The organism is Paenibacillus castaneae (assembly GCF_002884445.1).
Classification (GTDB): Bacteria; Bacillota; Bacilli; order Paenibacillales; family Paenibacillaceae; genus Pristimantibacillus; species Pristimantibacillus castaneae.
Map to the genome: position 1 here is coordinate 4,095,962 of NZ_KZ614144.1, position 26,284 is coordinate 4,122,245.

The following is a 26,284-nucleotide window of genomic DNA, read 5'->3' on the forward strand; positions in this document are numbered from 1 at the left end:
CGGATTTGCACCTTATTCGACATCGATATCCGCTCCTTTCCATGGTTCCTGAATCTGTGGAATATCAAGCGTTTTTATCACTTTTCCGTTTTTGTCTCTGAAATAAAACTCCTGCTGTTTTCTGACAAGCTCCCCTGTAATTGCTTTGATCCCTTTCTCCAAAGCAATTCGCGGCGTCTCCAATGCTTGGCTGTCCAGAACAACCGCCCGGTTCCACGCATTAGCCAGCTCTCGGGTCGACATATACCCCCCTGGCACGTTCGGTACATCCTTCAACCATTTCCACTGCTCAAGGATGACTTTCAAGTCTTCCTTCTTCCAAGGCATGTTAGCAAAAGCTTGTACGTTCGCTGTATTCCAGCGGAAAGCTTCGCCGCGGAACTGTTCCATGTTTAAGCCATAATCCGTTTGCGTTTCATCTGAGAGATACCATTGCAAAAATTGCCATGAAAGGTCGCGCTTCTGCTCAGGTGTGTCATTAAATAACATCGCGCTTGTCGGATTGCTTCCGGAAGCCCACCTTATAATCGATCCATCCGGCTGCCGTGTACCAGGAATCGGGGCAATTGTCCATTCGTTCAAAATATCCGGCGCAGCAACCATCAGCTGCATATACATATTGAAATCAGCGATGCCGATCGGCATCGTTCCTGATCTAAACTGGTTGTAGAAGCTCTGCACCTGCCGCTCAAGTCCATAAATATTAAATAAATCCGTCCATTTCTTGAATGCGTCGAAAGCTTCTGGCTTGTTCAGTGCGGTAGACATCCCATCCGGCGTATAGATATCGGCGCCATTCTGGAAAAACATATACGAAAAGTCATCCGGAGGAACGTAGAAATTGTACTGCTTCTGCAGAAGCGTCGGAATCATCTTATATACATCGTCCCATGTATCCGGTACTTCCAAATCGAGCTTTTTTAAAATATCTTTCCGGTAAAACAACACTTTGAAGCTCGTTGTTTCAGGAATGCCATAATACCCGCCATTGTAATAGAACGGAAGCATCGCGCCTGGATGATACTTGGAAATGAGCTCATTGCCACCAGGCAATTTTGTAATATCAAGAGCCGCTCCTCTTAGCGCCATATCGAACGGCATATTTCCTGGAACCCCCAGTGCAATATCCGGCAGAATACCCGAAGCTTTCGCAAGGATCAATAGGTCGGGCGACTGTACCAGGTTCACCTTCACCTGTACGCCGTATTCAGGGGTGAACTTCTCATCGGCAAGCATCTGCAGCTCATCGACGTAGTCTCTTCCCATCATCATCCAGACGTTCAATACATCTCCATTTTGCTTGCCGAGCTGGTTCCGGTCCTCGAACGAGTATCTAAGCGCCGCGAACATCCCGGTTACTTTTTCGAAAAAATTTGCTTCCATTTTAGGAAAAGAAGACTGCACAGGCGTTATGTAAAACTTATCTACCTGCAACGGAGCATCCATAAGCTGTCGATATTGCTCCTGCAGTTGCTCTAGTACTGCCCCCAAAGTCAGATGGCTGGTAGGGATCTTTTCAGGCTTTTTAAGCAGTTCTTCGATATCTTTCGCACTTGAGCGATACGTTTGGGCAACGCTGTCAATATCTTTATTAATCGCTCGCAGCTGCCCAACCTGTTCGATAAGCTGCTCTTGCAATTGCTTCAATCGGTCCGTGACGCCTGGAATTTCCTTCTCGACGTCCCATACGCGAAACTGGTCGTCCTGACGATTTCCCGTAGCGGATTTGATTTGTTCCAACACTTCTTTCAGCGTAGCGACCATCTGCTCGACCTTCGTAATAACCGGCATGTAAGGCTCATATCCGGCTTCCATCATGATCGTGTGAGTCCCTTTCGACAAATAAAATTCCATCGGTTGATTCTGATCGTCTTGGATCGTGTATCCTTTCCAAGTGGAGGTGTAAGGAAGAGAATAGGATTGCAGCTCTTTGAACGGAATTTTCCCATCGATGTAAATCGACCGCGATACGGACAAGTTTTTCCGCAAATTTTGATTCATACGCATGCCGATCTTATACAACCCATCTTCAGGCACTTCGAATTCCCAGGTTACCGCGTGTCCGCCCTTGTACCAACCCCATGCACCTAATGTGTTGTAAGACCTGTATTTCAATGATTTCGGTGTGGTAAGCGCATCCCGGTCATATTGCGCCTGAATAGAAGTGGAATTTTTTTTGCTGAATTGTTCCGCTTCGATTACGATGCTTTCTTTGCCTATTGAAGATATGGCAGGGTATGTCTTCCTCACTTCCTCATATGCGGGTATGACAGTTGGCGGCTTTATCGTAAACGATTTGACCGCAAACGGCTCCTGCGAAATCTCAATGCGTATCACATTCCGGCCTTTCTGCAAATGCCAGAGCAGAGGAAGCGCATAAGCTCCATTGGAGTCGCGGAACGGCTTCGATTTCCACCCTTCGATTTCTTCGATCGACGATTGCAGCTCATTGCCGTCGGTATCGAACCTCTGAGGCTGATTTTTAAATTCCCTTTCAAATGACATGGAACGCGCTTCCCGAAACGGATACACATCATTTACTTTTGCTGACAATATCGATGGACGCCGGTTTTTGCGATTGTCATCTGATAGCGGGGCGTAATCGGCGACGATCTCATACAAGCCTTCCTGTTCGACTTCAACTTCATATTCTACCCAGCCCTTAGGAGAGGACCATAGGAGCACATCTTTTTGCCCTTGGTACATATCAGTTATGACAGCTGCATCGTCGGACTTTCTTACATAGCCCGCTGCTTCGATGATATATTGCTTTCCGCCTGAAGGAATCTTGTCTGCTTCCCATTTCTTCCGCACTTCCTCATAATAAGGCTCTATCTGACCTGATGAAGCGCTTTCACCTATCTCGTCAGACTTACCTGGTGACCGCTCCGATTCGGCATAAACGGCTCGCTTGCTGTCCGTCTTCCCCGTAACATTCAGGGTGCCGATCAACACAATCGAAAGACAAATGATTAACAGCCGAAAACCAAAAGGCTTTTTACCTCCCTTTGTCATCAATTAACCTCCTAAAAGTTTTGTGGAGCAGAGCTTCCCCGATGTTTCTTCGCAACAAAACTCACTTCGAAAGCATACGCTAAGTTTTGTGGAGCACAGGCTTTAATCGTTTATCAGCTTTTCCGTATCTTTATGGAAAAACAATGCTTTACTCATATCGATGGCGAATGATGCCTGTGTTCCCTCATCGAAGTGATAGCGCGGATGCGCACGTGCAACAACCATTTTTGGAGTACCGATTTCCATGTGATAATAACGATCGGAACCGATAAATTCGTTCATATGCAGCACGCCGCTAACGACCGAATGTTCAGAAGCCTGAAGCGCGATTTCCTCGAAGCTTATGTGCTCAGGACGAATGCCCATAATAACCGTTCGACCTACCAACTGATGATGGTTTCTTAACTGATGCGCTTCCTTCTCCTGAATTCGGAGTGCGAAGCGTCTCGTTTGGAATTCAAGAACGCCATCTGTTTCCTGTAGACGGCCTTCCATGAAATTCATCGGGGGATTGCCGATAAAATTCGCGACAAATAGATTAGCCGGTTTGTTATAGACGTTCTCTGGCGTATCCAGCTGTTGAATGACGCCTTTCTCCATAACGACAATCCGGCTTCCCATCGTCATAGCCTCCACCTGATCATGCGTGACATAGATAATCGTAGATCCAATTTTTTTGTGAAGGCTGATTATCTCCGTCCTCATTTGGACGCGAAGCTTCGCATCCAGGTTCGACAACGGCTCATCCATGAGAAACGCCTGCGGTGTCCGCACGATGGCTCTCCCGAGTGCTACGCGCTGGCGCTGGCCCCCAGACAGTTCTCTCGGCTTGCGGTGAAGGTAGTTCTCAATTTCCAGTACGCGCGCCGCCCGTTTCACCGAAAGCTCAATTTCGTGCTTTGGCATTTTGCGCAGGCGCAATCCGAAAGCGATATTTTCAAACACGGTCATATTCGGATAAAGCGCATAGTTTTGGAATACCATTGAAATGTCTCGGTCTTTGGGTGGAACATCGTTCACCAGTGTATCTCCGATATAAATTTCCCCCTCGGAAATATCCTCGAGCCCGGCGAGCATGCGAAGCGTCGTCGATTTTCCGCATCCGGAGGAGCCTACGAACACGAGAAACTCTTGATCCTCCACCTCCAGATTGAAATCGTTGACGGCTAATTCTTCGAACTTACCGTATCGCTTGTATACGTGGTTAAAAAGTATCTTGGCCAAATGGTAACGCCTCCTTGAGCACTTGGATACAACATAGGATAAGGTTGTCTGCAACTCTTTTAATAAAACGCTTTCAATGTTTTTATATTAACAACTATGGTGTCAATGTAGTGTAAAGGTTTTTTTCGGTAAAATAATAACCGACAAAAAACCACCTCTCACCCGAACCGAATCGGCCTGGTGAGAGGTGGTTTTCTTAGAAATATATAAAAATTTATGCCGCTATGAACGCAGCCGGTTCATCCATCTCCTTCGCTCGACTTAGAATGATCATAAAAGCTAGCTGAATCGCCGTCATTAGGTACGCATATACAGCGATACCCGTTATGACCGCGATCGGCAGCCAGATCCAATGGATGAGCACGCTAAGAGCGCCAGAGAATAGAAACATAAACAAAATCATCGTAAATGTCCTTGGTATGGACATTTTCAAATAATGTCGGCTCTGGCGAAGTGAATAATCCATGCTCTTCGAATCGACAACTATCGTAAATTCCAAGTAGATGAACAGAATCCTGAGCGCAACAAAAACCATGAGAGAAGCGAGTACGCCGGCAACTCCGAACAGCATAACCAATATAGACGTAACCGCAACCTTCGCTAGCATTACCATCACATAAAGCCCAATAAAACGCACCCAGTATTTGCGTCCGTCACGGATAAACTGAACGAACGAAGTTTTTTCACCGTCAGCCGCGCCCTTAAGCAGAGAGATAAATCCTCCCTGTACGTAAGCAGACGCAAGCAGAATCAAAGCGACAGCGATCCATGCAAATGAGGAATTTCCGGGATTGTTCAAAAACTCGATCTGATTTGCCATTAGCGGTGTATTGAGCAAGTGGCTCAAGGACGGCATCCCCATCTCCAGAATGACTCGCCACGATAATCGGGATTCGCCGCTGAAGCCGATAAAGTACCATCCGGTTAATAATGAGATCGCATCCAGTATAATCGGGCAAAAAACAATCCATATGTTGCGATGAAGCCGGTTAAATGCCTGTTGCAGTACCATCAGTCGCCTCCTGAAAATATGTTGAAATAGAATCTCGAGCCTTCGCCCAATGTACTCTCTACGGCGAGGTTCCCCCCATGTGCGTCTACCAATACTTTAGCGATGCTTAAGCCGACACCTATTCCGCCGCTCCCGTTCTTCCTTGTCCGGGATTTATCTACCCGGTAAAACCGGTTGAATATCGACGAGAGATCTTGCTCTGAAATGCCGATCCCATTATCTTTACAGTAAATAACAATTTCGTTTCCTGTGAGATTTAAACCGATTTCTACTGTCCCGCCAGACGGCGTATATTTAATTGCGTTGGACAACAGGTTTGATAATATTTGAATGATACGATCCGGATCAACTTCAGCATAACAAGGCAAATACGGTTTTTGAAAGTTTAGACGAATTCCTTTCCCTTTGCCCATATACAAAAAACCTTCGTAAACGTCTCTTAGAAGCTCTGTCATATCCACCCGCTGAATATTCAGTTGAAAGCGCGCGCTTTCTGCTTCCGACAGTTTTTCCAAATCGTCCAAAAGTCTGCACAGCCTGTCGATTTCAGTATGGATCTTGTACCAATTTTCCTCCGTCGCCGGATGTATACCATCGATAATCGCTTCAATGCGAGAATGCAAGGAGGTTAGCGGCGTTCTAATCTCATGCGCCAAATCCTGCATCATCTGCTTCTGCCAATCTTCATGACGTTTGAAATCAGCAACCAAGGTGTTTATCGTATTGGCGAGCTGCTTCATTTCACTTGTCCCTGTAACTGGAATTTCCGTTCCCCTAATACCGTTTGTGATAAGGTCGGCAACTTTGCTGCTCGCAATGACCGATCGGGATAGTCTCTTGGCCATAAAAAAGCTTAAGAGGACGGAAAAGATCAACAGCCATGCAAAAATGATCGAACTGCCCTGAGATGATTCCATCTCAGAGCCCGGATAGTAAGAGGGGCTTTTCTTGCTCAAATCAAAATAAGACCTTACGTATCCAACTAGATCCCCTTTCACCATGATGGGAACTTCAAATTCATACCGTTCTACAACCTCGGGATGTTTATTCATCGATTCGAACAAAAGAGTATTGCCGTCAGGCGCATAATAACGAATGGCGAACGAATAAACCGCCGAAAAATCATTCAACAATTGAATATCATAATCCGATAGTGACTCGGTCTGAATATGGGTCTGCAAGGCATAAGCAAGCTTTCGGCTTTGGTCATCGTAATACTGCTTCCGGTACTCAAGCAGTGACCGTTCCTTTAAACCTAAGTCCCCATAATACATAGCCGATAACAAAATAGCAGATAAACAAATAAATATGAGAAATAGAACAAACCTTGTTCCGGTCAAGAAATGTTTCATGCATGCACCGCTTCGGATTGAAAATCAAATTTATACCCAGAACCGATCTTCGTTACGATATATACCGGTTCTTTGGGATCAGCCTCGATTTTACTCCTTATATTTCTAATGTGCATGTCCATCGTCCGTCCTACGTCTAAATTGCGGTAACCGTGGACCTCGTACGTTAAATCATGCCTGTTGAATAATTTCCCCGGGGCTTTCGTCAAAACAGTTAGCAGCTTAAATTCAGTGTGAGTCAAATCAACTCTTTTCCCATCTATAAAAACATCGTTTGTTGTGTAGTCGATGATAAAACGCCCGCGATTGAAGCGTTTCATGGTAACCGAATTCATATTATCGCTTGAGAACATATCCATTCGCCTTTTTAAAGCGTAAATACGAGCGATAACTTCTTTTGTTCGGAAAGGCTTCGTAATATAGTCGTCAGCGCCCAGATTCAAGCCGTTTATCGTATCGATTTCTTTCACTTTGGATGTAATCATAATGATTGGCACTTTGGAGAACTTCCTGACCTTTCGGCATACCTCCTCCCCTTGAATCCCACCAATCATTAAATCCAGCACAACAAGGTCGATTTTAAAGTTCTCAACCAATTGCAGCGCTTGCCCGCCATTATCCGCTTCTCTTACGTTCCAGCCTTCATTGAGTAAGTATGATTTCAACACATCACGAATAGCTTCATCATCTTCGACAAGTAAAATATCCAATGCAATTCTCCTTCGAAATTTCCGCGATAGTCGATCCAACACGAAAACGCATTCAATATTAGCTTTTACTCATATAAACTTCAAAAGTCGAAACCTTCGGATACCATCTAGATTCGGTGATCTTCATCCGTATGAATCGCGAAACAACGGCATCAAACCGGCATATGCGCTTGTAGCCGACAACCGTGCCTTTATATAACGGAATCCACTCATCACCGTCTTTATATTCCAGCTCGAATCGTTCAATTCGTTGTCCGTATCGGTGTTCTTGAAGCACAACGTGGTCAAACATGAGTTCATTCTGCAAATCAACCTCTACTGATACTAGCTCTGTGCCTTCTTCAGGAGCCCAGAATGTATCGCGGTTACCATCCAGCATATTGGTCGCATCGCAACCGTTCATCGTCTCGGATGCTTTGGCGGCAGCATTGGACGCCAGGTTGGTTCTGAACGTATAGCGGATTACATCCCCAAGCTCCTTTAAACGCTCCATATCGTTTTGGTGAATAAGTCCCCGAGTATCTGGAGGGAGATTCAGCAGAAATGTCGCATTTCCGCCGACCGAATTGTAATAGATGTTCAACAGCTCATCAAGAGATCGGACTTTATCATCTTCTGAAGCATGATAAAACCAACCTGGACGAATTGATGTATTAACTTCAGCAGGATACCAGACCAATTCGCTCTCATGCTGAATCACTTCTCTGCTGCCAAGATCATCATCTTTGGAATCGTATCTGATCGCGAATTCCCGATCATCCGCTTGCTGTGATTTTTCTTGAATTCTTTCATTCTCTTTAAGAGAAGCCGGAACGACACTCCATTCTGAAGATCGGCAATGACCCGCTTCGTTCCCGCACCAACGAATATCGGGACCGCAAACCGATATGACCGCATTCGGCTGCAGCTCACGAATAAGGGCATAATAAGCCTCCCAATCATATTGTTGGCGTTTCCCGTTCGGCCCCTCACCGCAGGCACCGTCAAACCAGACGCAGAAAATATCGCCGTAACCTGTAAGCAGCTCTCTTAATTGATTGAGAAAGTACTCGTTATAACGTGGCGAGTCACCATAGGTTTGTTCATGCCTGTCCCACGGAGACAAGTAGATTCCTAGTTTAATGCCGCCCCTGCGACAGGCTTCCGCAACTTCCTTTACGATATCGCCTGTTCCATTTTTCCAAGGGCTGTTCTTCACGGAATGCTCCGTATACTGGCTTGGCCATAGACAAAAACCATCATGATGCTTACAAGTTAAGATTAGTCCCTTCATTCCAGCCGAAAGACATGCTTCCACCCACTGATCTGCATCAAATTCCACCGGGTTGAAAATGGAAGGATCTTCGTTTCCTAAGCCCCATTCTGCATCCGTGTATGTATTTACTGTGAAATGAATAAACGCATAAAACTCCATTTCCTGTAAGGCCAGTTGTCTTTCAGAAGGTTTCACTTGCGCAGCGTATTTAATCAAATCATTCATGACAATATCTCCCTAAAAGTCATTTTTCCAAGATTTACTTTTTCGAGTATTCTAAATGTTCTTTTAAAATTTGGAGCGCAAGTTTATTATTTTTTTGTTTCACTGCCTCAACAATTAACTGATGTTCGTTTACTGTTTTGTCTCTTTCTGTCTGATCCATTTGAGAATGAGAAATGCTGGAAAAATACTCCACAATTATGTCTGTTAATTGCGCAAATAGGTCATTTTCAGTGGCTTTAATTAGACAGCTATGGAATTCAATATCATACTCTTGAAACTTCTTTGAATCACTTGTTTCTTTCATTCTGTCAATAATATTTTCTAACTCTTTTAGATGGTCGACTTTTCCAGATAATATGATTTGCTCAACAGCCGCCGTCTCCAGCAGTAGTCTAAGTTCGAATAATTCATTAATTTTCTCATTATTCAATTTCCAGAAGTATAGTAAATGATTTAGAATTACACTAGAATCATTTGTATTGACAAAGGCCCCTTCACCATGACGAATAACAATGATGCCAGTTGATTCTAACGATCTCAGTGCTTCTCTGATCATGACTCTGCTAACTTCCATCATTTTAGCTAGTTCTCGTTCAGCTGGAAGCTTTTCGCCGGTTTTAAGTTTTTTATCAATAATATATTGCCTTAAGTGATCACTCACTATTTTGCTAAGTGTATATCTTTCTTTTTCTTCTATGGGTTTCATAATATTCACCGACTTTTAAATGATGATAGTATTTTATTTATTAAGTCTTCGAGCAGCTTTAGTTTACCTATCGATGAAATGGTAAAGAGGGCTTAAGTGTTTTTTCATTTCATTTTTCGCTGAATGTATATCTTTATTGAGAATATAATGGATGATATTTTGATGTTCTTCATAGGCAGTTTTAAAATCAGAAAGTTCATTTATTCTTTCAAAATCATTCATGTCAAAGTATGCATTTATTATTTTTGAAAACTGAAAATAAGTTTCGTTCCCAGTCGCGAAAAATAAGGCGGAATGAAATTGCATATCTTCATGCTTTGCTTTTATACCGTGTTCAATCTTTTCGTTGATCTCATTATTCCAATAGATAAGTTTGTCAATCTTACTAACGTCATAATGCTCAATCGCCAGTTCAATTGCACCCTGTTCGATAATAATTCGAGTGTCTATGATTTCTTTGAATTTCACCTTGTCCACTTTCATGCCAAATGAAACTTGTTCAAAGATATCACTAATTGAAACTTCTTTAACAAAAATTCCACTACCTGGTCTAATATCAATGATTCCATTTGATTGTAAGGTTTTAAGTCCTTCTCTAACGATTGTTCTGCTCACATTTAACTTATCCATCATTTCTTTTTCGGATGGCAAACGATCCCCAGAGCGCAAATCGTTTTCCACAATATAATTTTTGATGCGTTCGTTAACAATGCTGGACAATGTTTGTTTTTTACTAATCACTACATATCCTCCTACCTATTTATGCAATACATGAAAGTGGTAAGGCCATCGTTCCTTTAAGCCATAATATCATAACACTTGCATTGCATAAACGTTGATGGTAAAAGTCAAGCCCCAAATTAGGAGTTAATATATAGTAAAAAAGAACCCTCATTAGAGAATATCTCAAGCAAGAGAACTACTTCCCGCTTGAGCGCCATTGAGAGTTCTAATCAGTTGAAGATTTCACTTTAACAAATCTGTGTGAATTTTTATTACAACCTTTCGAACCGGAAGACCTGCTTTTTCAAAAACGGAAGGCTGATGCATATCATCAGGAAACATGATTACATAGCGCCCATCACCTAATGGGACATACATGGATGCTTGCATTTGATGAAAAAGCGCATAATCCTTTTCTTTCAATTGGTCCTCATCCGCCAACATATGCGTGTCATAACTTACCCATCCGATTGTTTCCCTTCCCGTAATGATATACTGCACGTCAATATACGCATCATGCTTCTCAAAAGGAACGTCGGATTCAGATCTTGTTGTATATTCCATCACATTGGCATACATCAGATCACCGTTCAACGGATGGATACCATTCTCCAATTCTGAAAAATCGGTCACCTGCAAATATTGTATGGCTTCCTTTAACACAACATGCAGTGCATGTCCATCTTGTGCGTCACGCTTTAAATCTCCTATGATCATAAGCTAGAACCCCCTCGCTGAATGTGAACTCACTCCATCTTCATAGCTAAATGCGCTGCGCCAATTATCCCGGCATGGTTGCCCAGCTTGGCAGGCAAGAACACTACGTTTCTAAAATTCGGCATAATTTGTCTCTGAATATGTTCCCGAATGTACGCCAACATATAAGATTGCTCCATAATGCCCCCTCCAAGTACAATCAGACTTGGATTAAACATATGGATCAAGGTTCTAAGTCCTAGAATAACTTCCTCAAGCCAAGGATTAATAACGTCTGTATAAACACTCTTGTTTTCCTGAGCAATCGCCATGAGCATTCTGCCATTTAACCCTTCGGAAATTCCTAATTTTTCTTCTGCCAGATTGATTAATGCCTTTGTAGAAGCATAAACCTCATAGCATCCTTTATTTCCGCAGGTACAATCTCTATGACTGCCATGAATTGTGATATGGCCGAATTCCCCTGCAGAGAAGGCACTGCCATGATAGAGTTTTCCCTGTTCAACGATTGCCCCGCCAATTCCTGTACCGAAAGTCAAACATACCATGCTGCCTTTGCCCTTACCGGCCCCATAATAGGCTTCCGCAATTGCCGCTGCATTCACATCATTCTCAACACAAGTCGGCACAGAAAATTGTTCCTCGACAATTTGTTTTATCCTCATCCCCGTCCAACCCGGGATATTATCGGTTGCATGGATAACCTGCCCTGTTGCAGGGTCAATTTGCCCGGCGCTGCTGATACCAATTCTATTAAAATTGTTATACTCTGTAATTAGGCGCAAAATTTTATTCATAACCATCTGTCCGCCTTGGAAGGCTTCCGTAGGCATTTCATGGAAGTCTCTGACAACACCGTCTACAACAATTCCTGATTTTATATTCGTACCACCAATATCAATCCCCAACACTCGCATAGCATTCTCCCTTAAGAATGTATAACCTCTATTAAATGATTTGTTGTCACCGTGAATTAACTAGAGCTGCAACAAATCTTTTTGTTATTTCACGCGGTCTTGTAATGGCTCCACCTACGACTACGGCATGCGCCCCGAGTTGTATAGCCTGTGCTGCTGTTTCTGGATTATAGATTCTGCCTTCTGCAACAATCGGAATCGTTAAGACCTCTTTCAAATTTCGAATAAGTTCCAAATCAGTGTCATCGCTTTGCTGGCTATAAGGCGTATAGCCGGATAGTGTAGTCGATACAAGATCTGCACCTAGTTTTTCAGCCATGACTCCCTCTTCAAAGGTTGATATATCCGCCATAATTAATTGTTTGGGATAATGTTTTTTAATATCTTGTATAAAATTCGGAAGCTCTACTCCGTATGGCCTGATCCTGTTCGTAAAATCCATGGCGATGATATCAACTCCGGATTCAGACAGCGCAGTGATCTCCTCGAGGGTTGGCGTAATGTAAACATCGGAGTCGGGAAAGTCTCTTTTGATAATTCCTATAATCGGAAGATCGACTTCCTTCTTGATCGCTTGTATTTGCTGTACCGAGTTCGCTCTAATTGCAGAAGCCCCTCCCTCCTTCGCAGCAAAAGCCATTTTCGCCATGATATAAGGATCATAAAGCGGCTCATCTTCTAACGCTTGACATGAAACGATAAGTTTTCCCTTTAGCGAATCGATGATGTCGGTGTCTGTCATATTCTGCTCCCTCATGATTTCAACCAATCTAATGTAAACGCTCCGAATTGAATATCCATATTATTCCAATCAGAGTAATCATATACCCGTTCATAAAGAACACCAATGTCACCATTTTTAAGAACGGTTAAGCAGGAATAACCATAATATCCGTCTTCAATCACTTTGCTGTATGGCCAAGTATTTCCGCCATCCTCACTGAGGCGCACAGTTCCCTTTATCCTTGTTTTCTCATCATCCGGATTTGAGAATAAGACTCGTACCTTCCCATCTCCTTGATCAGGATAAAGTACGACACTTGATTGGCAAATTGGATCCACTAGTGCCATATCAAACGTAACTTCACCCCATGTTTCCCCGCCATCTGTGCTCGTTGTAACAGCTGTTCTTTGAAGTCCATAGTGATTTCTCAAATAATATTTCAATTCACCTGTCGGCAATTCAATGACCTGTGATTCTGTCAAATACTGCTTGCCTTCAGAGATGGTCTTCGCAGACAGAACTTCACCGTCCAATTCTCTTCCGTCGTTCGGAGATTCTCCACGCTGCCAAGTAGCTCCGTGATCGTCACTATACATGCAAGCACAGGATAAATGGCCTGCTTCATTCGAAAAATAAAGCGGAAATAGTAAGCGACCTGCTTTTTCACTATGCTTTAATTGAATTCCGCAGCCGGGTCCGGATCCAATAAAGCGCATCCATTCCTCTTTAACCATAAGGTTTAATTCTCTTGGCTTGGACCAGGTAAGTCCATCATCTTCACTTTGAATGATTTGCAAAAATGACGTTCTGGCTTCTAGCAGACTCTCATTTGGATCGCTGCCTTTTTTATAATAAATGTTTCCTTTGGCTTCTTCGCCTTTGAATACATACCCATTCTTATCAACGGTATAATGAGTCCCATTACCTTCAGAATCAGAAACTTCTCCATCTTCGGAAAGTAAATACATATTACCTTCTTGATCAAATAACTTCCTGCGGCCATCTGAATCAAAACCAATACCAGACTCACTTGCCCAAAGACCAATTCCGCCAGGTGTATGCATATAAAGCATAAAAATAGTACCTGTTTCTTCGTCTTCCAAAAGCGATGTATCAATAGCTGCTGCACCATCTAAGCCTTCCCCGGCAAAAGCAACAAGCTTTTGAACGGGTCCCCACGTTTTTCCATGATCTTCGCTTCGCCTGATTGTAGCATCGATCTGGTTAGGATTGTCCGTCTGGTCTACAATCCTTGCATCAATCCCTGCTATCACTGTTCCTTTGCTTGTTGTAATCATCGATGGAATTCGATAGGCTCTTGAACCCGCTAAATTCGGATAAAAAACGGCTTGCGTTTCAATATTCGGCATGTTTAATTAACTCCTTTATAAGGTTTAAATGCATCCGCAAAATTTCTCCCCATCAGTTTGTATCCTTCAGCATCAGGATGCAGCCCATCTGGGAGTAAGTGTTCATGTTCTGCACTCAGTATTTCTAATCCATCCACATAGAAAATTTGATTATCACCACTTTTATTGAATATATCGACAACTTCTTTCACTTGTTTTCTCATTTCGATAAGAGTAAATCCAACAAGATTAGGTGTTTCCTCTCTAAAGGTCCCATAAATTGATGAACACAATACAATTGGAACGGTTGGCTGTTTTTCGCGAATAATTTTAATAAATCCAATAATGATAGCTTGGAATGTTCGATGGTTATAGCAATTCCAACCGTAAGTATTTATTCCTGCACTTAATGAAATGAAGTCTACAGGTGTATCCCTAATTGTCCGTGCGATCATCGGCTCAAATTGGCATTGTCCACTGAAGCCAAGGCAAATTAAATCTAAATCCAATTCTTTAGCAGTAATGGCCGGCCATGTTTGCGAAGGGCTTTCAGCTGCATGGCATTGCGTAATGGAGCTTCCGTATGTAAGCCATTTTTTTCTCGTTGATGTATGAATGCCCCAGTCTGCATGGTCGTCAATATATACATTTTTTAAGGAGACCCGTTCTTGTTGAGATAAATAAATTTCAATTTTTTTGTTCTTTTCTGAGAGGTTATTCATCGTGAACGATGAATCGCCTGGATGAACAATTACGGTTTTAAGTAAATGCTGGTCTATTTCAATATCAAACTCTAATTCAGCTTGAGATGGAGCGAATTCCACCGTTATTGTTGGTGAAGTAGTTTCAAATACAATTCTAACCCCTGCTGGAATTTCTGCGTGGCCGTTCAGAATATCCGGAGTAAAAAAATCTCTGTCTTCATAAAAGATTCTCCAAGGTTTAATATATTCATCGTTTTTTTCGAGAGAAATGGCTCCTAGTAATGTTTGTGAATTCAAAGTAATCGATTTTATTTTTAATTCCTCCTTTTTTGGGGTTGTTATTGAAAGGATTGCCCTAAAGTAATATGCACTTCAGAGCAGCCTTCCTTGCATTATTTATTATTTAATAGACCAGTCACTTCAGGTGCTTTTTCTAACTCTTCAAGTGTCTCTTTACCACCATTCTTCATCCAGTTTTCAACATATTTATCCCATTCTTTATCAATATCTATTTCTCCAACAATTGCTTTCATTCTAAACTCATCCACAATCGTATTCAGTTGCCCACTATAACGTTTTGAAACCTCTATTAGATTTGTTTCATTTAAAATATCCCATTTAAACGGACGAATTAACATTTTTTCTTTAATATCATTACGAGCATAAAATTCATCTTTTAATTTCAGTGTATATGCAGAAGTAAACCATTTGACTCTTTCTTTACTATAAGTACGGAAGTTGTATGCCCAGAATCCTGAATTTCCTTCTTGTTCGGCAAATTCCGGACGCACTTTAAGTGCAGAATTTTCAGGCTCGCCTTCCCAATCGGAATGTACGCCAACTTCTCCATATAATGTCCATCTTGCTTCATCATCAAAGTTAATATAATCAAAAATTTGCAAAATCCTAGCCAATTGTTTATCTGTTACATTTTTCGAGATATAGAAAGCATCAGCCAAATTCGTAACAGGCAGGTAAGCTCCTACCCCTTGTTGGCCATCTTTCCCTATTTCCGGAGCAGTTGCTAGAACCTTTGCTTTAGAATTAGGATTTTCCACAATGTTTTGCGGGGCTCTCCCTTTAGCCCAGTCATCCATAGCGATATAAGCAGGCTGTGCTATATAATATCCGATTTTCCCCTGTTTATATTTTTCCCAGCCCATTTTCTCATCCAATGTTGTAAACTCAGGGTCAATAAGGCCCATGTCATACCACTTTGCCATTAATTTCAAAAACTCTTTATATTTTTGTGAGATTTCTGTAGTAACTAATTTATCATTTTCGAGCAAGTTATAGCCCTTGGCTAATCCGAAAGCACCCATTAGAGAAGCTGCCCAGTTCAGATTATTATTAGCTGGTAAAATGCCGTACGTATCATCTTTACCATTGCCATCTGGATCGCCGAAAGTAAACGCCTTCAATATTTCTTCCAATTCTTCCAATGTATAAGCTGCTTCAGTAAAGTAAATCTTTTCACGGCCGCCGCTTGGTCCTACTTGTTTCATTTCTCCTGATGGCTTCATCCCCAAATTCTCTAACCAATCAAGACGGAGCGTTGGACCCCAAGGCAGCCCATCAACATGCGCATATTGTCCTAATAATTGCAAATACTGATCATCTGTTCCTTTTTTCAGGTTCATAATTGGACCCGGAGGATTCTCTGATAACATTTTCATATAACGCGGTGCATACTTTTCAAGCATTTCTTTCGGAATTGTTCTAGTTAAGCCAGACTCATGTAATTGCTGTGGTGTTTGCCCACCTGCTGTGAAAGCAAATGTATCAGGCAAGTCACCAGAGGCTACCATTAAGTTAACTTGGTCTTTATTCCAAGTATCCACTTTTGTGTTCACTATTTTTACGTTGAATTGCTCTTCCAAACGCTTTTGAACATAACTTCCATCTTCAGCCTTACCTTTGGTTATGGATCCAGAGAGGTTCAACGTAAGGTTTTCCGAGAAATCCCCGACTTCTGACAGTTTCGAGATATCCACTGGTCCCTCAGTCTTATTGCCGGCATTTGAGCTGCATCCAGCTATAACTAATGCTGCTGACATGAATGCCCCTAGAAAATAGCGTTTCACTTTTTTCATATTTCTCCTCCTCGATTATCCTTTAAGTGATCCAATCATAATACCTTTGATAAAATATTTTTGTACAAATGGATATACCAAAACAATCGGTCCAATCGAAATCATAACAGTTGCAGCACGCACATTACTTAACATCAGATTCTCACTTGAGCCTCCCCCACCTCCAATCGCAGCTGCGTTGGCAGATTGAGACAAATCCATAGCAGTTAGCATATCTCTTACTATCATTTGCAGAACTGTTTTTGAGTCATCTTGAATATAAACCAATGCATGGAACCATTCATTCCAGTGGAACACTGCTGCCCATAAAGCAATGGTTGCGATAACCGGCTTTGATAAAGGCAAGATGATTTTTATTAGAATCGTAAAATAGTTTGCTCCATCCATGAATGCGGATTCTTCGATACCTTTATCAATGGTCATGAAGTAGTTTCTCATAATAATGATATAGAAAACATTGACTGCTGTTGGTAAAATCAAAGCCCATCTTGTATCCAATAACCCCAAATTTTTAACTAATAAGTAATCTGGAATAATTCCACCGGAGAAAAACATTGCAATCAAGAAAAAGATTGTAATTGTATTGCGGTATGGCAAATCCTTTTTTGAAAGGGGATATGCTGCCAACATGGTAAACACAATAATTAAAAATGTTCCTGATAAAGTACGGGCAATCGTATTTGCATACGCTTTCATAATATCCCCATAACCGAACACAAATTGATAGGCATCCGGTATCCATTTTTCAGGCCAAAGATTCGGTCCTAGGCTAGAAGCTTGGTTTGGATCTGAAAAGGATAAAACAAGCGTTTGCCAGAAGGGATACAGAACAAGAATCGAGAAAATGATAAACCCGATCATTAAAAAGCACTCAACGAACGAAAACCTTTTTCTTCCAACCATACTTTTCCCCCTTTCTACCAGATCCCATGCTCACTTTTTCTGCGGATGATGGCATTGGCACCCAATATGAAGATAATTCCAATGATGTTTTTAAATAAACCAACTGCGGTGGCGTAGTCAAATTGGAATTGTTCCAAACCACTGCGATACACATAAGTATCAATAATATCTGCTACTTCATAGACGAGCGGATTATACAAGTTCAAGATTTGGTCAAAACCTGCATTCAAGACTCCACCTAATCGAAGAATGAACAAGATGATCACCATCGGCATAATAGATGGTAGTGTAATATGAATCATCTTTTTAAATCTGCCTGCGCCGTCCATTTCTGCTGCTTCATATTGAGAAGGGTCAACGGAAGCAATCGATGCCAAGTAAATAATAGCTCCGTATCCTATTTCCTTCCATATATCCGTTATGATCAGCACAGGTATAAAAAAGACTTTACTGGATAAAAAGTTTATCGGATTTCCGTGAAAAGCAGTGATAATGAAGTTTACAATACCTCTTTGCGGTGAAAATACTTCTATAATCATAGCTGATAGAATAATCCATGACATGAAGTGAGGTAAGTATGAGATTGATTGTGTGACTTTCAAAAATTTTTGATTTCGGATTTCATTTAGCAATAATGCAAAAATAATCGGTGCAGGAAATGCAATCACTATTTTTAATAGACTAATAATTAACGTATTCTTTAACGCCCTGATAAACATGAAATCCTCGAACAGCCTAGTAAAGTGTTCAAAATTATTCCATGGACTGCCCCAAATACCGAGGCCGGGCGAAAAATTTTTGAACGCTATTAGAACTCCATACATGGGGAGGTAGTTAAAAATAAATAACATAACCGCAGGAAGCAAGAGCATTACATAAAGTAATTTCATTTTTTTCATTTGTTGCCAGATTGGCTTCTTAGGAGCTTTTATTTCTATTGTGGTCTCTTTTACTGTCATAGCTTCTGTTACCATTTTTTTCACTTCCTTATCACTTATGAAGTTGGAGATTCAATATCATTAAGCGTAACTCTTTATTGAACTCTCAATTTCTTCGTTAAGATTTCTCAAATCTACGATATGCTCTTCTCCGACTGGCAATAGCGGCAATCGTGGTGCTCCTGTTTCAATACCCCTCATGCTTAAAATAGCTTTACATGCACCATACAAGGACGGAAAACTTAATAGTTTCGTAATAATAGCATTTATTTTATCTTGCAGCTGCTGAGCTTCTTTAATTGCGCCTTGCTGATAAAACGCTTCCAACTGGCAGAATAATTCCGGCATAACACCATATGTACCACCAATTCCTCCATCTGCCCCCATAATTCTTCCACCTAGGTATTGCTCGTCCGGCCCGTTATAGACTAAAAATTGTTTTCCAGCATTTGCTTTAAATTGTTGGAGTTCAAATACACTTTCACCGGACATTTTTATTCCAATCACTTTTTCTTGGGCGGCCATTTTTTTGAATAAAGTTTGCGTTAGATTAAACCCTGTTGTTTGCGGAATGTTATAGATAATAAACGGTAAAGACGAACTATTTATCATCTGTTGCCAATGATTTTCAACAGCTTTCTCAGATAACCGATAGTAAATGGCAGGAACTGCTGAAATGGCATCAGCGCCACACTTTTCTGCATGGATGGCTAATTCCACACTTTCTCTTGTAGAATTAGCACCAACATGTACAATAATCGTCAGTTCTTGGCCAACCTCTTCCATCACTGCTTCTAATACCTTTTTCCTTTCTTCAACCGTTTGAAGAATTCCCTCTCCAGAACTTCCACCCACATATAAACCCTTAATACCAGATTCGACATAATATCGCGCTAGGTTTTTTACTTTGTCCTGATCAACTTCTCCTGAATCGTCGTATGCTGAATACATGGCTACAAATACACCTTTAAACTTGTCCAAATCATAAGTCATCTCATACTCATCTCTTTTCATAAGTTGTACTTTTCATTTTGAAATAAGGGCAATCACATATACTCAAAAACAAGAATCATAGTATGGTCCTACCACTATGAGAACAACTAAACAACTTACTATTATTCCAAACTAGGATATTGCAACTTTGATAGTATGGTCCTACCAGTTAACTAATAGAAAAACAAATTCCCTATTCATCCAAATTTAACCGCTTTCAAACGAGGTGTCAATACATTTTTTGCGAAAAGTTACCCGATTTATCCAATAACTCCATCTATTCAACGAGCAGTTGTATAGCTGCACCGCAGCCTGAATTCGCATCATACTGCATGATTACTGCATGATTGCCATCGTTGTTCACTCTAATTCCGGCTTTATTTATTTATTTATTTATTCTACGTATCGTCATTTTGGCAGCATCAGCTCATATCCGCGGCGGATATGAGCTTTCATTTCATTCTAGCAGACCTACGTCACTACATCTTGCCGTTAGGATTCAGATCAAATGTAACATTGTATACGGTTGTCTTCTTACCGTCTTCCGATTTGGCGATCAACGTTGCTTTGGATGGTGTGACCGCCCGGATCACCGTAATACTCGTATTGTCCTCACTGATTCCGGTAATTTGCGGGATAGTAGAAGCACTGCTAATAGTTACGCTGCATTCATAGCTGCTGCCTGTATGAACAAAGTCGTTAATTATGCTTTCGCCGTCTAATAGAATATCCCTAACCTTCGGTTCGCTGCTAGCCTTGGGCTGCTTGTCATATATTTTGATCTCGGTAATGGCTAAGCTCTTACCTGGTTTGGCGAGCATATCTATCCTCAATGCCGAAGTTTTTACCCGGTCAAACGAATAGTAATTGGCTTGATGCAATATAGGGAATTCGGAAAGACTTTGCATGTTGGCCACATCAACCCAAGCATCGTTATACATATATTGTATTTTAAAAGAAGCAGGAGAAGATGACTCGTTGTCCTCAAACCAATGAACCTCCAAGTTGTCTACGTCATATTCCTTAGGCTCAAAATCACCAAAAGTGATGGAAACCCAATCGCCAGAGCGGGGTTCGCTTTGCCAATTTGTCCAACGGTTATGCGGATCGTCCCCATAAGATATTACATCGTCATTAATGGCCGTGATGGAGTCTTTGGAGCCTGGTTTTCTGCTTGTATAGGATGCTTCTGCTTTAGGATAATCATAGCCGTTCTTGGCCCTGCTTATGTTGTGCATCAGGCCTATTTCATCGGTCACCCTGATGCTCGCCTTTGCATTGAGTTCAATTCCCGCAAGCAGTCCTTTCACGTCAAATTCGGTTACTCTGCTCACACTTTCAGCGGAAATATTTCCCCAGCTGACTGACTTATCTTCCTCTGTTCCGTCATTGTAATATACCGTTAAAGTTTGTGGTAATTTAGGCAATCGATTTTTCAATACAGCCATATTAATATTTTCAACGGCTACTGCGCCTTTGACGAACACCCTTGCCATAGCTTCAACCGTTGTCTCCTTGACAGCACCCATCACGATGAACTCGCCAAGTTGATTCCAAAGGGCAGGATCAACCTTCTCCCAAGTTACAGAACGGTCAACAGGGATTCCGATGTTATAATTTGCTGTTACAGTTGCTGGAAGTTTTGGTTCTGCGCCTTTATACACGATCAGGATTATCGGGTCAATGCTCACAATATGCCTCTCTACTGTATTCTTTAGAATATTTAGACTAAGCACTGATGATGTTACAGTAACACCCTCGTACATCACTGTCGCTGTTACCTTTACCTGCCCTTCGTTAATAGCATACAACTTTTTATTTTTAATCGTTATGATGCTGCCATCCATCGTGTACGAAGGCTCAAAACTAGACAACTCAATACATTCACCAGTTTCGAGCGTTCCGGTGAGTTCAAGATCTATAATGTCGCCCTCTACAAGATTCGTGTAATTAACGACGAGGTTGGCTGATACCAGTCTACGCTCAGTAGATGGCCGTGTTGCTAGGTTAATGGAATCGCTAATAAGTTCTGTAGAGGTTGCGTTTACGATGATCTCGCCCGATTGTTTGTTGGATTGTATAATAGCTAACGCTTTACCGTTGAAAGCCATACGCTTGTTGTCCTTGTATCTCTCGATACTTGCGGCGTTGCCATTATCAACACCTACCAGCTCGCCGTTACCCTCAGCGCAGAAATGAATAAGATTGTTGGCTGTAGGCACGATTCTACCGGCACTGTCTACGATGTCCGCCGTAATAAAGGATAAGTCTCTTCCGTCTGACGCAATCACCTTCCTGTCGGCAGTAAGTCTTACAGCTGCCGGGGCTCCTGCGGTCTCCACCTTATCCCTACAGATAATATGGTCATTCTCGTCCCTTGCCACTGCCTCTAATGTGCCCTCCATAAAGAGAATCGACCATTCGAGATAGGTCTTGCCATCCGCGGTTTCTTTATAAGAAGCACCCCACGAGGTTGTTTTGGTATCAAATCTTTGCTCTCCCAAAGACTTGCCATTCAGCAGCAGCTCTACCTTCTGAGCATTCGTGTATACCAACACCCGGATGGAGTCTCCAGCCTTCCAATTCCAGTGGGGAAGGATGTGTACCATCGGTTTCTTACTCCATTGGCTTTGATAATAATAAAATATATCCTTTGGAAATCCAGCAGTATCTACTGCACCGAAATAGGAGCTCTTCGATGGGAATGAATGATAGTAAGGCGTAGGCTCGCCTATATAATCAAACCCTGTCCATATAAACTGTCCTGCGATATGTTTTGAATCCCTATCCCATTTCCATGCATCCTCAGCCGTTCTTCCCCAGCTTACATAGTCATTATCATACGAGGATTGCTGATGATCAGCATAAATCGTACTCTGATTATAGTCATAGGGATGGGTATATACACCCCTGGAACGCGTCGCCGATGAGGTTTCAGAACCGTATAATTTCCAGTTAGGATTTCGTTGATGGTATCCGGAATAATTATTTTCGGAATAGTTAAGACCTACTACATCTACTTCATTGAATATTGCTTCAATATTTTCATCAAGAGACGTGACATTCACCTTATCACCTCTTGTTTTATCCTCTCCAATGGTGGTCGGTCTCGTTGTGTCGATTTCTTTTACCCATTTCACTAAATGACGGACCGTTTCGACTCCGCTGGGGCTAGTTGTATCATAAATTTCATTTCCAATCGACCACATGATGATCGAGGGCTCGTTTTTATGTTTGTTTACCATTTCCTTAATATCATGTTCCGCCCATGTGGAAAAGAATGAGCCAAAGTCATAAGTCTTTTTGGACTGATTCCAAGTGTCAAATGCCTCCTCCACAACGAGCAATCCCAAGCTATTGCAGGCCTCGATCAGCTCCGGGGATGCGGGATTATGCGTTACCCGAACTGCGTTTACACCCATAGCTTTCATGATTCTCATTTGCCGTTCAACGGCACTAGCGTTCGTAGCTGCTCCCAATGCCCCTAGATCATGATGCATGCAAACCCCATGAAGCTTCATAGATCGCCCATTCAACGAAAATCCATCATTGGGATCAAATCCAAAATATCGAAGGCCAAAGGCTGTTTCATAGGTATCCATCAACTGGCCGCCTGCCATTACCTCTGTCACTAGCTTATATCTATAAGCGATGTCAGTACTCCACAGCTTTGGATTTGAAATAACGGTATGATCCTCAAAAATGGCAGACTTGCCCGTTACTATGGTTTGTTCTTCCGATACTGCGGACCCAACGACAGCCCCATCAGCATCATAAATCAGCGACTTAACCGTAATTTTCGACGGCTCGCCTGATACATTTTTAACCTTCGTCTTCATGTTTACGCCCGCTCTATTAGCCTTAATATCGGTTTCCAAAGTAGGTGATGTCACAAAAGTACCGTATCTCTCTACATGAATGGCATTCTTTACAGTGAGATATACGTTTCTGTATATACCGCTGCCAGAGTACCAACGGCTGCTCGGTTGGGTGTTGTTCACCTTGACCGCGAGCACGTTTTCTCTGCCATCCGTGTAAACCTTGCCGGTAATGTCATAAGTAAAAGCATTATAGCCGTAAGGATATGTACCGAGCGCCTGACCATTCAAATAGGTAGTACTGTTCATATACACACCATCAAAGTCTATTGAAATTCGCTTATTCTCCAACGTTGAAGGTAAGGTAAACGCCTTACGGTACCATCCAACACCGCCGTCCAAATAGCCTCCTTCATGAGTAGATGGGGATTCCGGGTTGAAATCCAATTCGATGCTCCAGTCGTGCGGCAGATTTATCTGCCGCCATGTTGAGTCATCAAAACCGGGCTGCTGCGCTCCTGCAAGTGTGCTGTTCAACTCTCTTTGAAAACGCCAATTATCGTTAATATTTAGTCTCCTACCCAATGTAAACAGCCTCACTTTCAGGTGATCGTTTGTAATAAACAAGCAAGCAGAAATTTTCCTTTAAGCCTCCTGCCAGAATCGGCGTAAATTGTCCATGGCTATTCTGGAAGCGGCTCTGCATTCCTCCATGCCTTCGAACTCGACAGTAATATTGCCGTCGTATCCGGATTGCTTAACCAACTTCACGATTTTTCTGATCGGAATGTCCCCATGCCCAATAATCGCTCCGCGCAGGAAATTTCCATGCGTTGTGGTGAACCATACCCCATCGCCGGGATCTTCATCGTACGGGCGGAAATAGAAATCCTTGAAGTGGACGAGTGACGCATATGGCAAGTTTTTCATTACTCCGATAATCGGGTTTTCATCTACACACATGAAGTTGCCGATATCTAGCGTCGTCTTGAAGTTCGGGCGGTCTACCGCCTGAAGAACTCGTTGGACGCGGTCGCTCGCCTGAACGCTGAAGCCGTGGTTCTCGATCGTGGTCGTAATTCCGAACTGCGCGGCGTAATCGGCAATGATCTGACTGCCTTTGACGATCAGCGGCAAGCTTTCCTCAAACCACGCGATGGTCATCTGTTCCTTCGGCAGAGTAAAGGCCGTTACGTCATGGCGCATATGCTTTACGCCCATCCGGTGCACGATATCGACATGTCTCTTGACGCGGGCCATTTCTTCTTCGAAGGCTTCCTCAGTTTCCTGTACGAAGTTAGCAGGCATGGAGTAGTTGGACAATTCAATACCTGCCAATCTAGCTTCTTCGCGGATTGCATCCGCCAAGTCATGATTGTCTTCGACCGTATAACCGTAAGGAACCATCTCCATATGCTCACCGCCGTTGTCAGCGATCCATTGGATAACATCCAGGACTGTCATTTCCCCGGACTTCAAAGCGTTTAACAAACTATAAGTGCTAAGACCAACTTTCATTGCTTCCACCCCACCCATTTCAAATTTGATAGTTACAAAATCCCCTTCACCATTGCGTGGTAAATAAGCTGCGCAAAGAGACTGTTCGACCATGCAAACCAAGGACGCGTAAACCGTTTCGGATCATCGGCATGGAAGCCCTCATGCATAAAACCGGTATCGGCATCGGTCGCTTCCAATACATCGATCATCTCCCGCATTTCCTCATCTGTCACGGCAGTTATGCCTTGCATGGATAACGCCATATGCCAGATGAATCCCGGCGGGGTATGAGGGCTGCCGATCCCTTTCGCAGCTTTCCCTTCAAAATAGAACGGATTCTCTTTGCTTAAAATAAAACGGCGCGTGTTTTGGTAGATTTGATCATTGACGTCCGTGTAACCGATATACGGGATCGATAGTAAACTTGGTGTACCCGCGTCATCCATGAGACAGTGGTTACCGAAGCCGTCCGTCTCATAAGCATAAATTTTCCCGAAGGTTGGATGGTTGTACACCCCATAAAGCTGGATGCCGTGGCGAATGTCTTCCTCCAGAAGCTTCATTTCCTGAACAAATGCTTCATCGCGGTACATCCATTTCGCCATTTCCTGCATTTGGGAGAGTGACACAGCGGCAAACATGTTGGCTGGAATATTGAAATGCAGGTCGCAAGCATCGTCGCTCGGACGGAAGCCCGACCATACCATTCCCGTGTAATTGACGGGCATACCGAATCCATCATTGCGCAGCGTATCTATAGCCGGGCAGTTGTATCGCATAAATCGGTATTTCGATTTCTCGAAATGGCGCTGTTCCGTTTTCCATACTCCGACAATGGCGCGCAGCATCTGTTTGAACTGCTCATCGAATATATCGGTTAGGCCGGTTTCTTTCCAATATGTATAGGCCAGACGAATAGTGAAGCAAAGCGAATCCAACTCAAACTTACGTTCCCAAACCCAAGGGGTCATCTCGGTTTCATCATTTGCGTCCCAATGCCAGTCGTTGGCCGTCTCGTTAAAGGCGTTCGCATAAGGATCGAGACTGATATACATGGAGTGCCGCTTGATCAACCCCGAAATAATTCGCTGCAGCCCCGCATCATCCTTCGCGAACGGTACGTAATGAATGATTTGCTCGACCGAATCGCGAAGCCACATTGCGGGAATATCCCCCGTAATGACGAAGGTCGTGCCATCGTCCATCAGCTTCGTTGTCGTTTCGAGCGTATTCGGAAAACAGTTCTGAAACTGGCGTAACAGCTTGGGACGGTGAGCTAGCTTTTCCTCCGCCTCGCCTAGCACTTGCTTTATCACTTCCGGAAGCTCCATTCGAGGGATGCTTACCTTCGGCAGTTTAAATTGTTCCATATGACATAGCTCCTCCTACTCATCGTTCATTTCGCC

At 42.6% G+C, this 26,284-nt stretch carries 20 protein-coding genes; all 20 read right to left on the reverse strand.

Features of this window, described 5'->3' with window-relative positions; all coding sequences use genetic code 11:
- Positions 1 to 12: 12 nt before the first annotated feature.
- The 20 genes from CEF13_RS18625 to CEF13_RS18720 all read right to left on the reverse strand — a co-directional run bounded on the left by CEF13_RS18625 (position 13) and on the right by CEF13_RS18720 (position 26,248).
- Positions 13 to 3,015, reverse strand: coding sequence for an extracellular solute-binding protein (locus CEF13_RS18625; RefSeq protein WP_102712837.1), 3,003 nt, complete (start codon positions 3,013 to 3,015; stop codon positions 13 to 15).
- A gap of 102 nt (positions 3,016 to 3,117) precedes the next feature.
- Complete coding sequence (locus CEF13_RS18630) at positions 3,118 to 4,239, reverse strand: ABC transporter ATP-binding protein (RefSeq protein ID WP_102712839.1); 1,122 nt, start codon at positions 4,237 to 4,239, stop codon at positions 3,118 to 3,120.
- A gap of 214 nt (positions 4,240 to 4,453) precedes the next feature.
- On the reverse strand, positions 4,454 to 5,251 hold the full coding sequence (locus CEF13_RS18635) for a hypothetical protein (RefSeq protein ID WP_102712841.1): 798 nt from the start codon (positions 5,249 to 5,251) through the stop codon (positions 4,454 to 4,456).
- Positions 5,251 to 6,603 carry a sensor histidine kinase gene (locus tag CEF13_RS18640; RefSeq protein ID WP_102712843.1) on the reverse strand — a complete coding sequence of 451 codons (1,353 nt, stop codon included), beginning with the start codon at positions 6,601 to 6,603 and terminating at the stop codon, positions 5,251 to 5,253. The genes CEF13_RS18635 and CEF13_RS18640 overlap by 1 nt, the downstream gene beginning before the upstream one ends.
- Positions 6,600 to 7,313 (reverse strand): response regulator transcription factor, encoded by a 714-nt coding sequence (locus tag CEF13_RS18645; protein WP_102712845.1) that lies wholly within the window; start codon positions 7,311 to 7,313, stop codon positions 6,600 to 6,602. The genes CEF13_RS18640 and CEF13_RS18645 overlap by 4 nt, the downstream gene beginning before the upstream one ends.
- A 58-nt stretch (positions 7,314 to 7,371) precedes the next feature.
- Positions 7,372 to 8,793, reverse strand: coding sequence for an alpha-L-fucosidase (locus tag CEF13_RS18650; protein ID WP_102712847.1), 1,422 nt, complete (start codon positions 8,791 to 8,793; stop codon positions 7,372 to 7,374).
- Between the two features lie 34 nt (positions 8,794 to 8,827).
- On the reverse strand, positions 8,828 to 9,499 hold the full coding sequence (locus CEF13_RS18655) for a FadR/GntR family transcriptional regulator (protein ID WP_102712849.1): 672 nt from the start codon (positions 9,497 to 9,499) through the stop codon (positions 8,828 to 8,830).
- A gap of 63 nt (positions 9,500 to 9,562) precedes the next feature.
- Positions 9,563 to 10,240 (reverse strand): FadR/GntR family transcriptional regulator, encoded by a 678-nt coding sequence (locus CEF13_RS18660; RefSeq protein ID WP_102712851.1) that lies wholly within the window; start codon positions 10,238 to 10,240, stop codon positions 9,563 to 9,565.
- Positions 10,241 to 10,465: 225 nt separating this feature from the next.
- On the reverse strand, positions 10,466 to 10,939 hold the full coding sequence (locus CEF13_RS18665; RefSeq protein WP_102712853.1) for a NanQ anomerase/TabA/YiaL family protein: 474 nt from the start codon (positions 10,937 to 10,939) through the stop codon (positions 10,466 to 10,468).
- Between the two features lie 29 nt (positions 10,940 to 10,968).
- Entirely contained in the window at positions 10,969 to 11,850 is an 882-nt protein-coding gene (locus tag CEF13_RS18670) for an ROK family protein (RefSeq protein WP_208414305.1), read from the reverse strand.
- 52 nt (positions 11,851 to 11,902) lie between these two features.
- The gene (locus CEF13_RS18675) at positions 11,903 to 12,598 is read right to left on the reverse strand and encodes an N-acetylmannosamine-6-phosphate 2-epimerase (RefSeq protein WP_102712857.1); all 696 of its coding nucleotides are present in this window, start codon (positions 12,596 to 12,598) and stop codon (positions 11,903 to 11,905) included.
- Positions 12,599 to 12,609: 11 nt separating this feature from the next.
- Positions 12,610 to 13,950, reverse strand: coding sequence for a sialidase family protein (locus CEF13_RS18680; protein ID WP_102712859.1), 1,341 nt, complete (start codon positions 13,948 to 13,950; stop codon positions 12,610 to 12,612).
- Between the two features lie 2 nt (positions 13,951 to 13,952).
- Complete coding sequence (locus CEF13_RS18685; RefSeq protein ID WP_208414304.1) at positions 13,953 to 14,930, reverse strand: SGNH/GDSL hydrolase family protein; 978 nt, start codon at positions 14,928 to 14,930, stop codon at positions 13,953 to 13,955.
- 95 nt (positions 14,931 to 15,025) lie between these two features.
- Positions 15,026 to 16,726: a type 2 periplasmic-binding domain-containing protein gene (locus CEF13_RS18690; protein ID WP_102712863.1), complete on the reverse strand. Its 1,701-nt coding sequence runs from the start codon at positions 16,724 to 16,726 to the stop codon at positions 15,026 to 15,028.
- Positions 16,727 to 16,741: 15 nt separating this feature from the next.
- Positions 16,742 to 17,629: a carbohydrate ABC transporter permease gene (locus CEF13_RS18695; RefSeq protein ID WP_102712865.1), complete on the reverse strand. Its 888-nt coding sequence runs from the start codon at positions 17,627 to 17,629 to the stop codon at positions 16,742 to 16,744.
- A 14-nt stretch (positions 17,630 to 17,643) separates the two neighbouring features.
- Positions 17,644 to 18,603, reverse strand: coding sequence for an ABC transporter permease (locus tag CEF13_RS18700; protein WP_102712867.1), 960 nt, complete (start codon positions 18,601 to 18,603; stop codon positions 17,644 to 17,646).
- Between the two features lie 45 nt (positions 18,604 to 18,648).
- Positions 18,649 to 19,581 carry a dihydrodipicolinate synthase family protein gene (locus CEF13_RS18705; protein WP_243864296.1) on the reverse strand — a complete coding sequence of 311 codons (933 nt, stop codon included), beginning with the start codon at positions 19,579 to 19,581 and terminating at the stop codon, positions 18,649 to 18,651.
- Between the two features lie 458 nt (positions 19,582 to 20,039).
- Complete coding sequence (locus tag CEF13_RS18710; RefSeq protein ID WP_146022735.1) at positions 20,040 to 23,963, reverse strand: glycoside hydrolase family 2 TIM barrel-domain containing protein; 3,924 nt, start codon at positions 23,961 to 23,963, stop codon at positions 20,040 to 20,042.
- 60 nt (positions 23,964 to 24,023) lie between these two features.
- On the reverse strand, positions 24,024 to 24,896 hold the full coding sequence (locus tag CEF13_RS18715) for a sugar phosphate isomerase/epimerase family protein (RefSeq protein WP_102712873.1): 873 nt from the start codon (positions 24,894 to 24,896) through the stop codon (positions 24,024 to 24,026).
- 32 nt (positions 24,897 to 24,928) lie between these two features.
- Positions 24,929 to 26,248, reverse strand: coding sequence for a glycoside hydrolase family 125 protein (locus CEF13_RS18720; RefSeq protein WP_102712875.1), 1,320 nt, complete (start codon positions 26,246 to 26,248; stop codon positions 24,929 to 24,931).
- Positions 26,249 to 26,284: the final 36 nt, after the last annotated feature.

Bases quoted from the DNA above. Each gene is read 5' to 3' on its own strand.
- CEF13_RS18625 (WP_102712837.1), bottom strand. From the start codon at position 3,015: ATGACAAAGGGAGGTAAAAAGCCTTTTGGTTTTCGGCTGTTAATCATT.
- CEF13_RS18635 (WP_102712841.1), bottom strand. From the start codon at position 5,251: ATGGTACTGCAACAGGCATTTAACCGGCTTCATCGCAACATATGGATT.
- CEF13_RS18640 (WP_102712843.1), bottom strand. From the start codon at position 6,603: ATGAAACATTTCTTGACCGGAACAAGGTTTGTTCTATTTCTCATATTT.
- CEF13_RS18650 (WP_102712847.1), bottom strand. From the start codon at position 8,793: ATGAATGATTTGATTAAATACGCTGCGCAAGTGAAACCTTCTGAAAGA.
- CEF13_RS18655 (WP_102712849.1), bottom strand. From the start codon at position 9,499: ATGAAACCCATAGAAGAAAAAGAAAGATATACACTTAGCAAAATAGTG.
- CEF13_RS18665 (WP_102712853.1), bottom strand. From the start codon at position 10,939: ATGATCATAGGAGATTTAAAGCGTGACGCACAAGATGGACATGCACTG.
- CEF13_RS18675 (WP_102712857.1), bottom strand. From the start codon at position 12,598: ATGACAGACACCGACATCATCGATTCGCTAAAGGGAAAACTTATCGTT.
- CEF13_RS18680 (WP_102712859.1), bottom strand. From the start codon at position 13,950: ATGCCGAATATTGAAACGCAAGCCGTTTTTTATCCGAATTTAGCGGGT.
- CEF13_RS18690 (WP_102712863.1), bottom strand. From the start codon at position 16,726: ATGAAAAAAGTGAAACGCTATTTTCTAGGGGCATTCATGTCAGCAGCA.
- CEF13_RS18695 (WP_102712865.1), bottom strand. From the start codon at position 17,629: ATGGTTGGAAGAAAAAGGTTTTCGTTCGTTGAGTGCTTTTTAATGATC.
- CEF13_RS18700 (WP_102712867.1), bottom strand. From the start codon at position 18,603: ATGGTAACAGAAGCTATGACAGTAAAAGAGACCACAATAGAAATAAAA.
- CEF13_RS18705 (WP_243864296.1), bottom strand. From the start codon at position 19,581: ATGAAAAGAGATGAGTATGAGATGACTTATGATTTGGACAAGTTTAAA.
- CEF13_RS18715 (WP_102712873.1), bottom strand. From the start codon at position 24,896: ATGAAAGTTGGTCTTAGCACTTATAGTTTGTTAAACGCTTTGAAGTCC.
- CEF13_RS18720 (WP_102712875.1), bottom strand. From the start codon at position 26,248: ATGGAACAATTTAAACTGCCGAAGGTAAGCATCCCTCGAATGGAGCTT.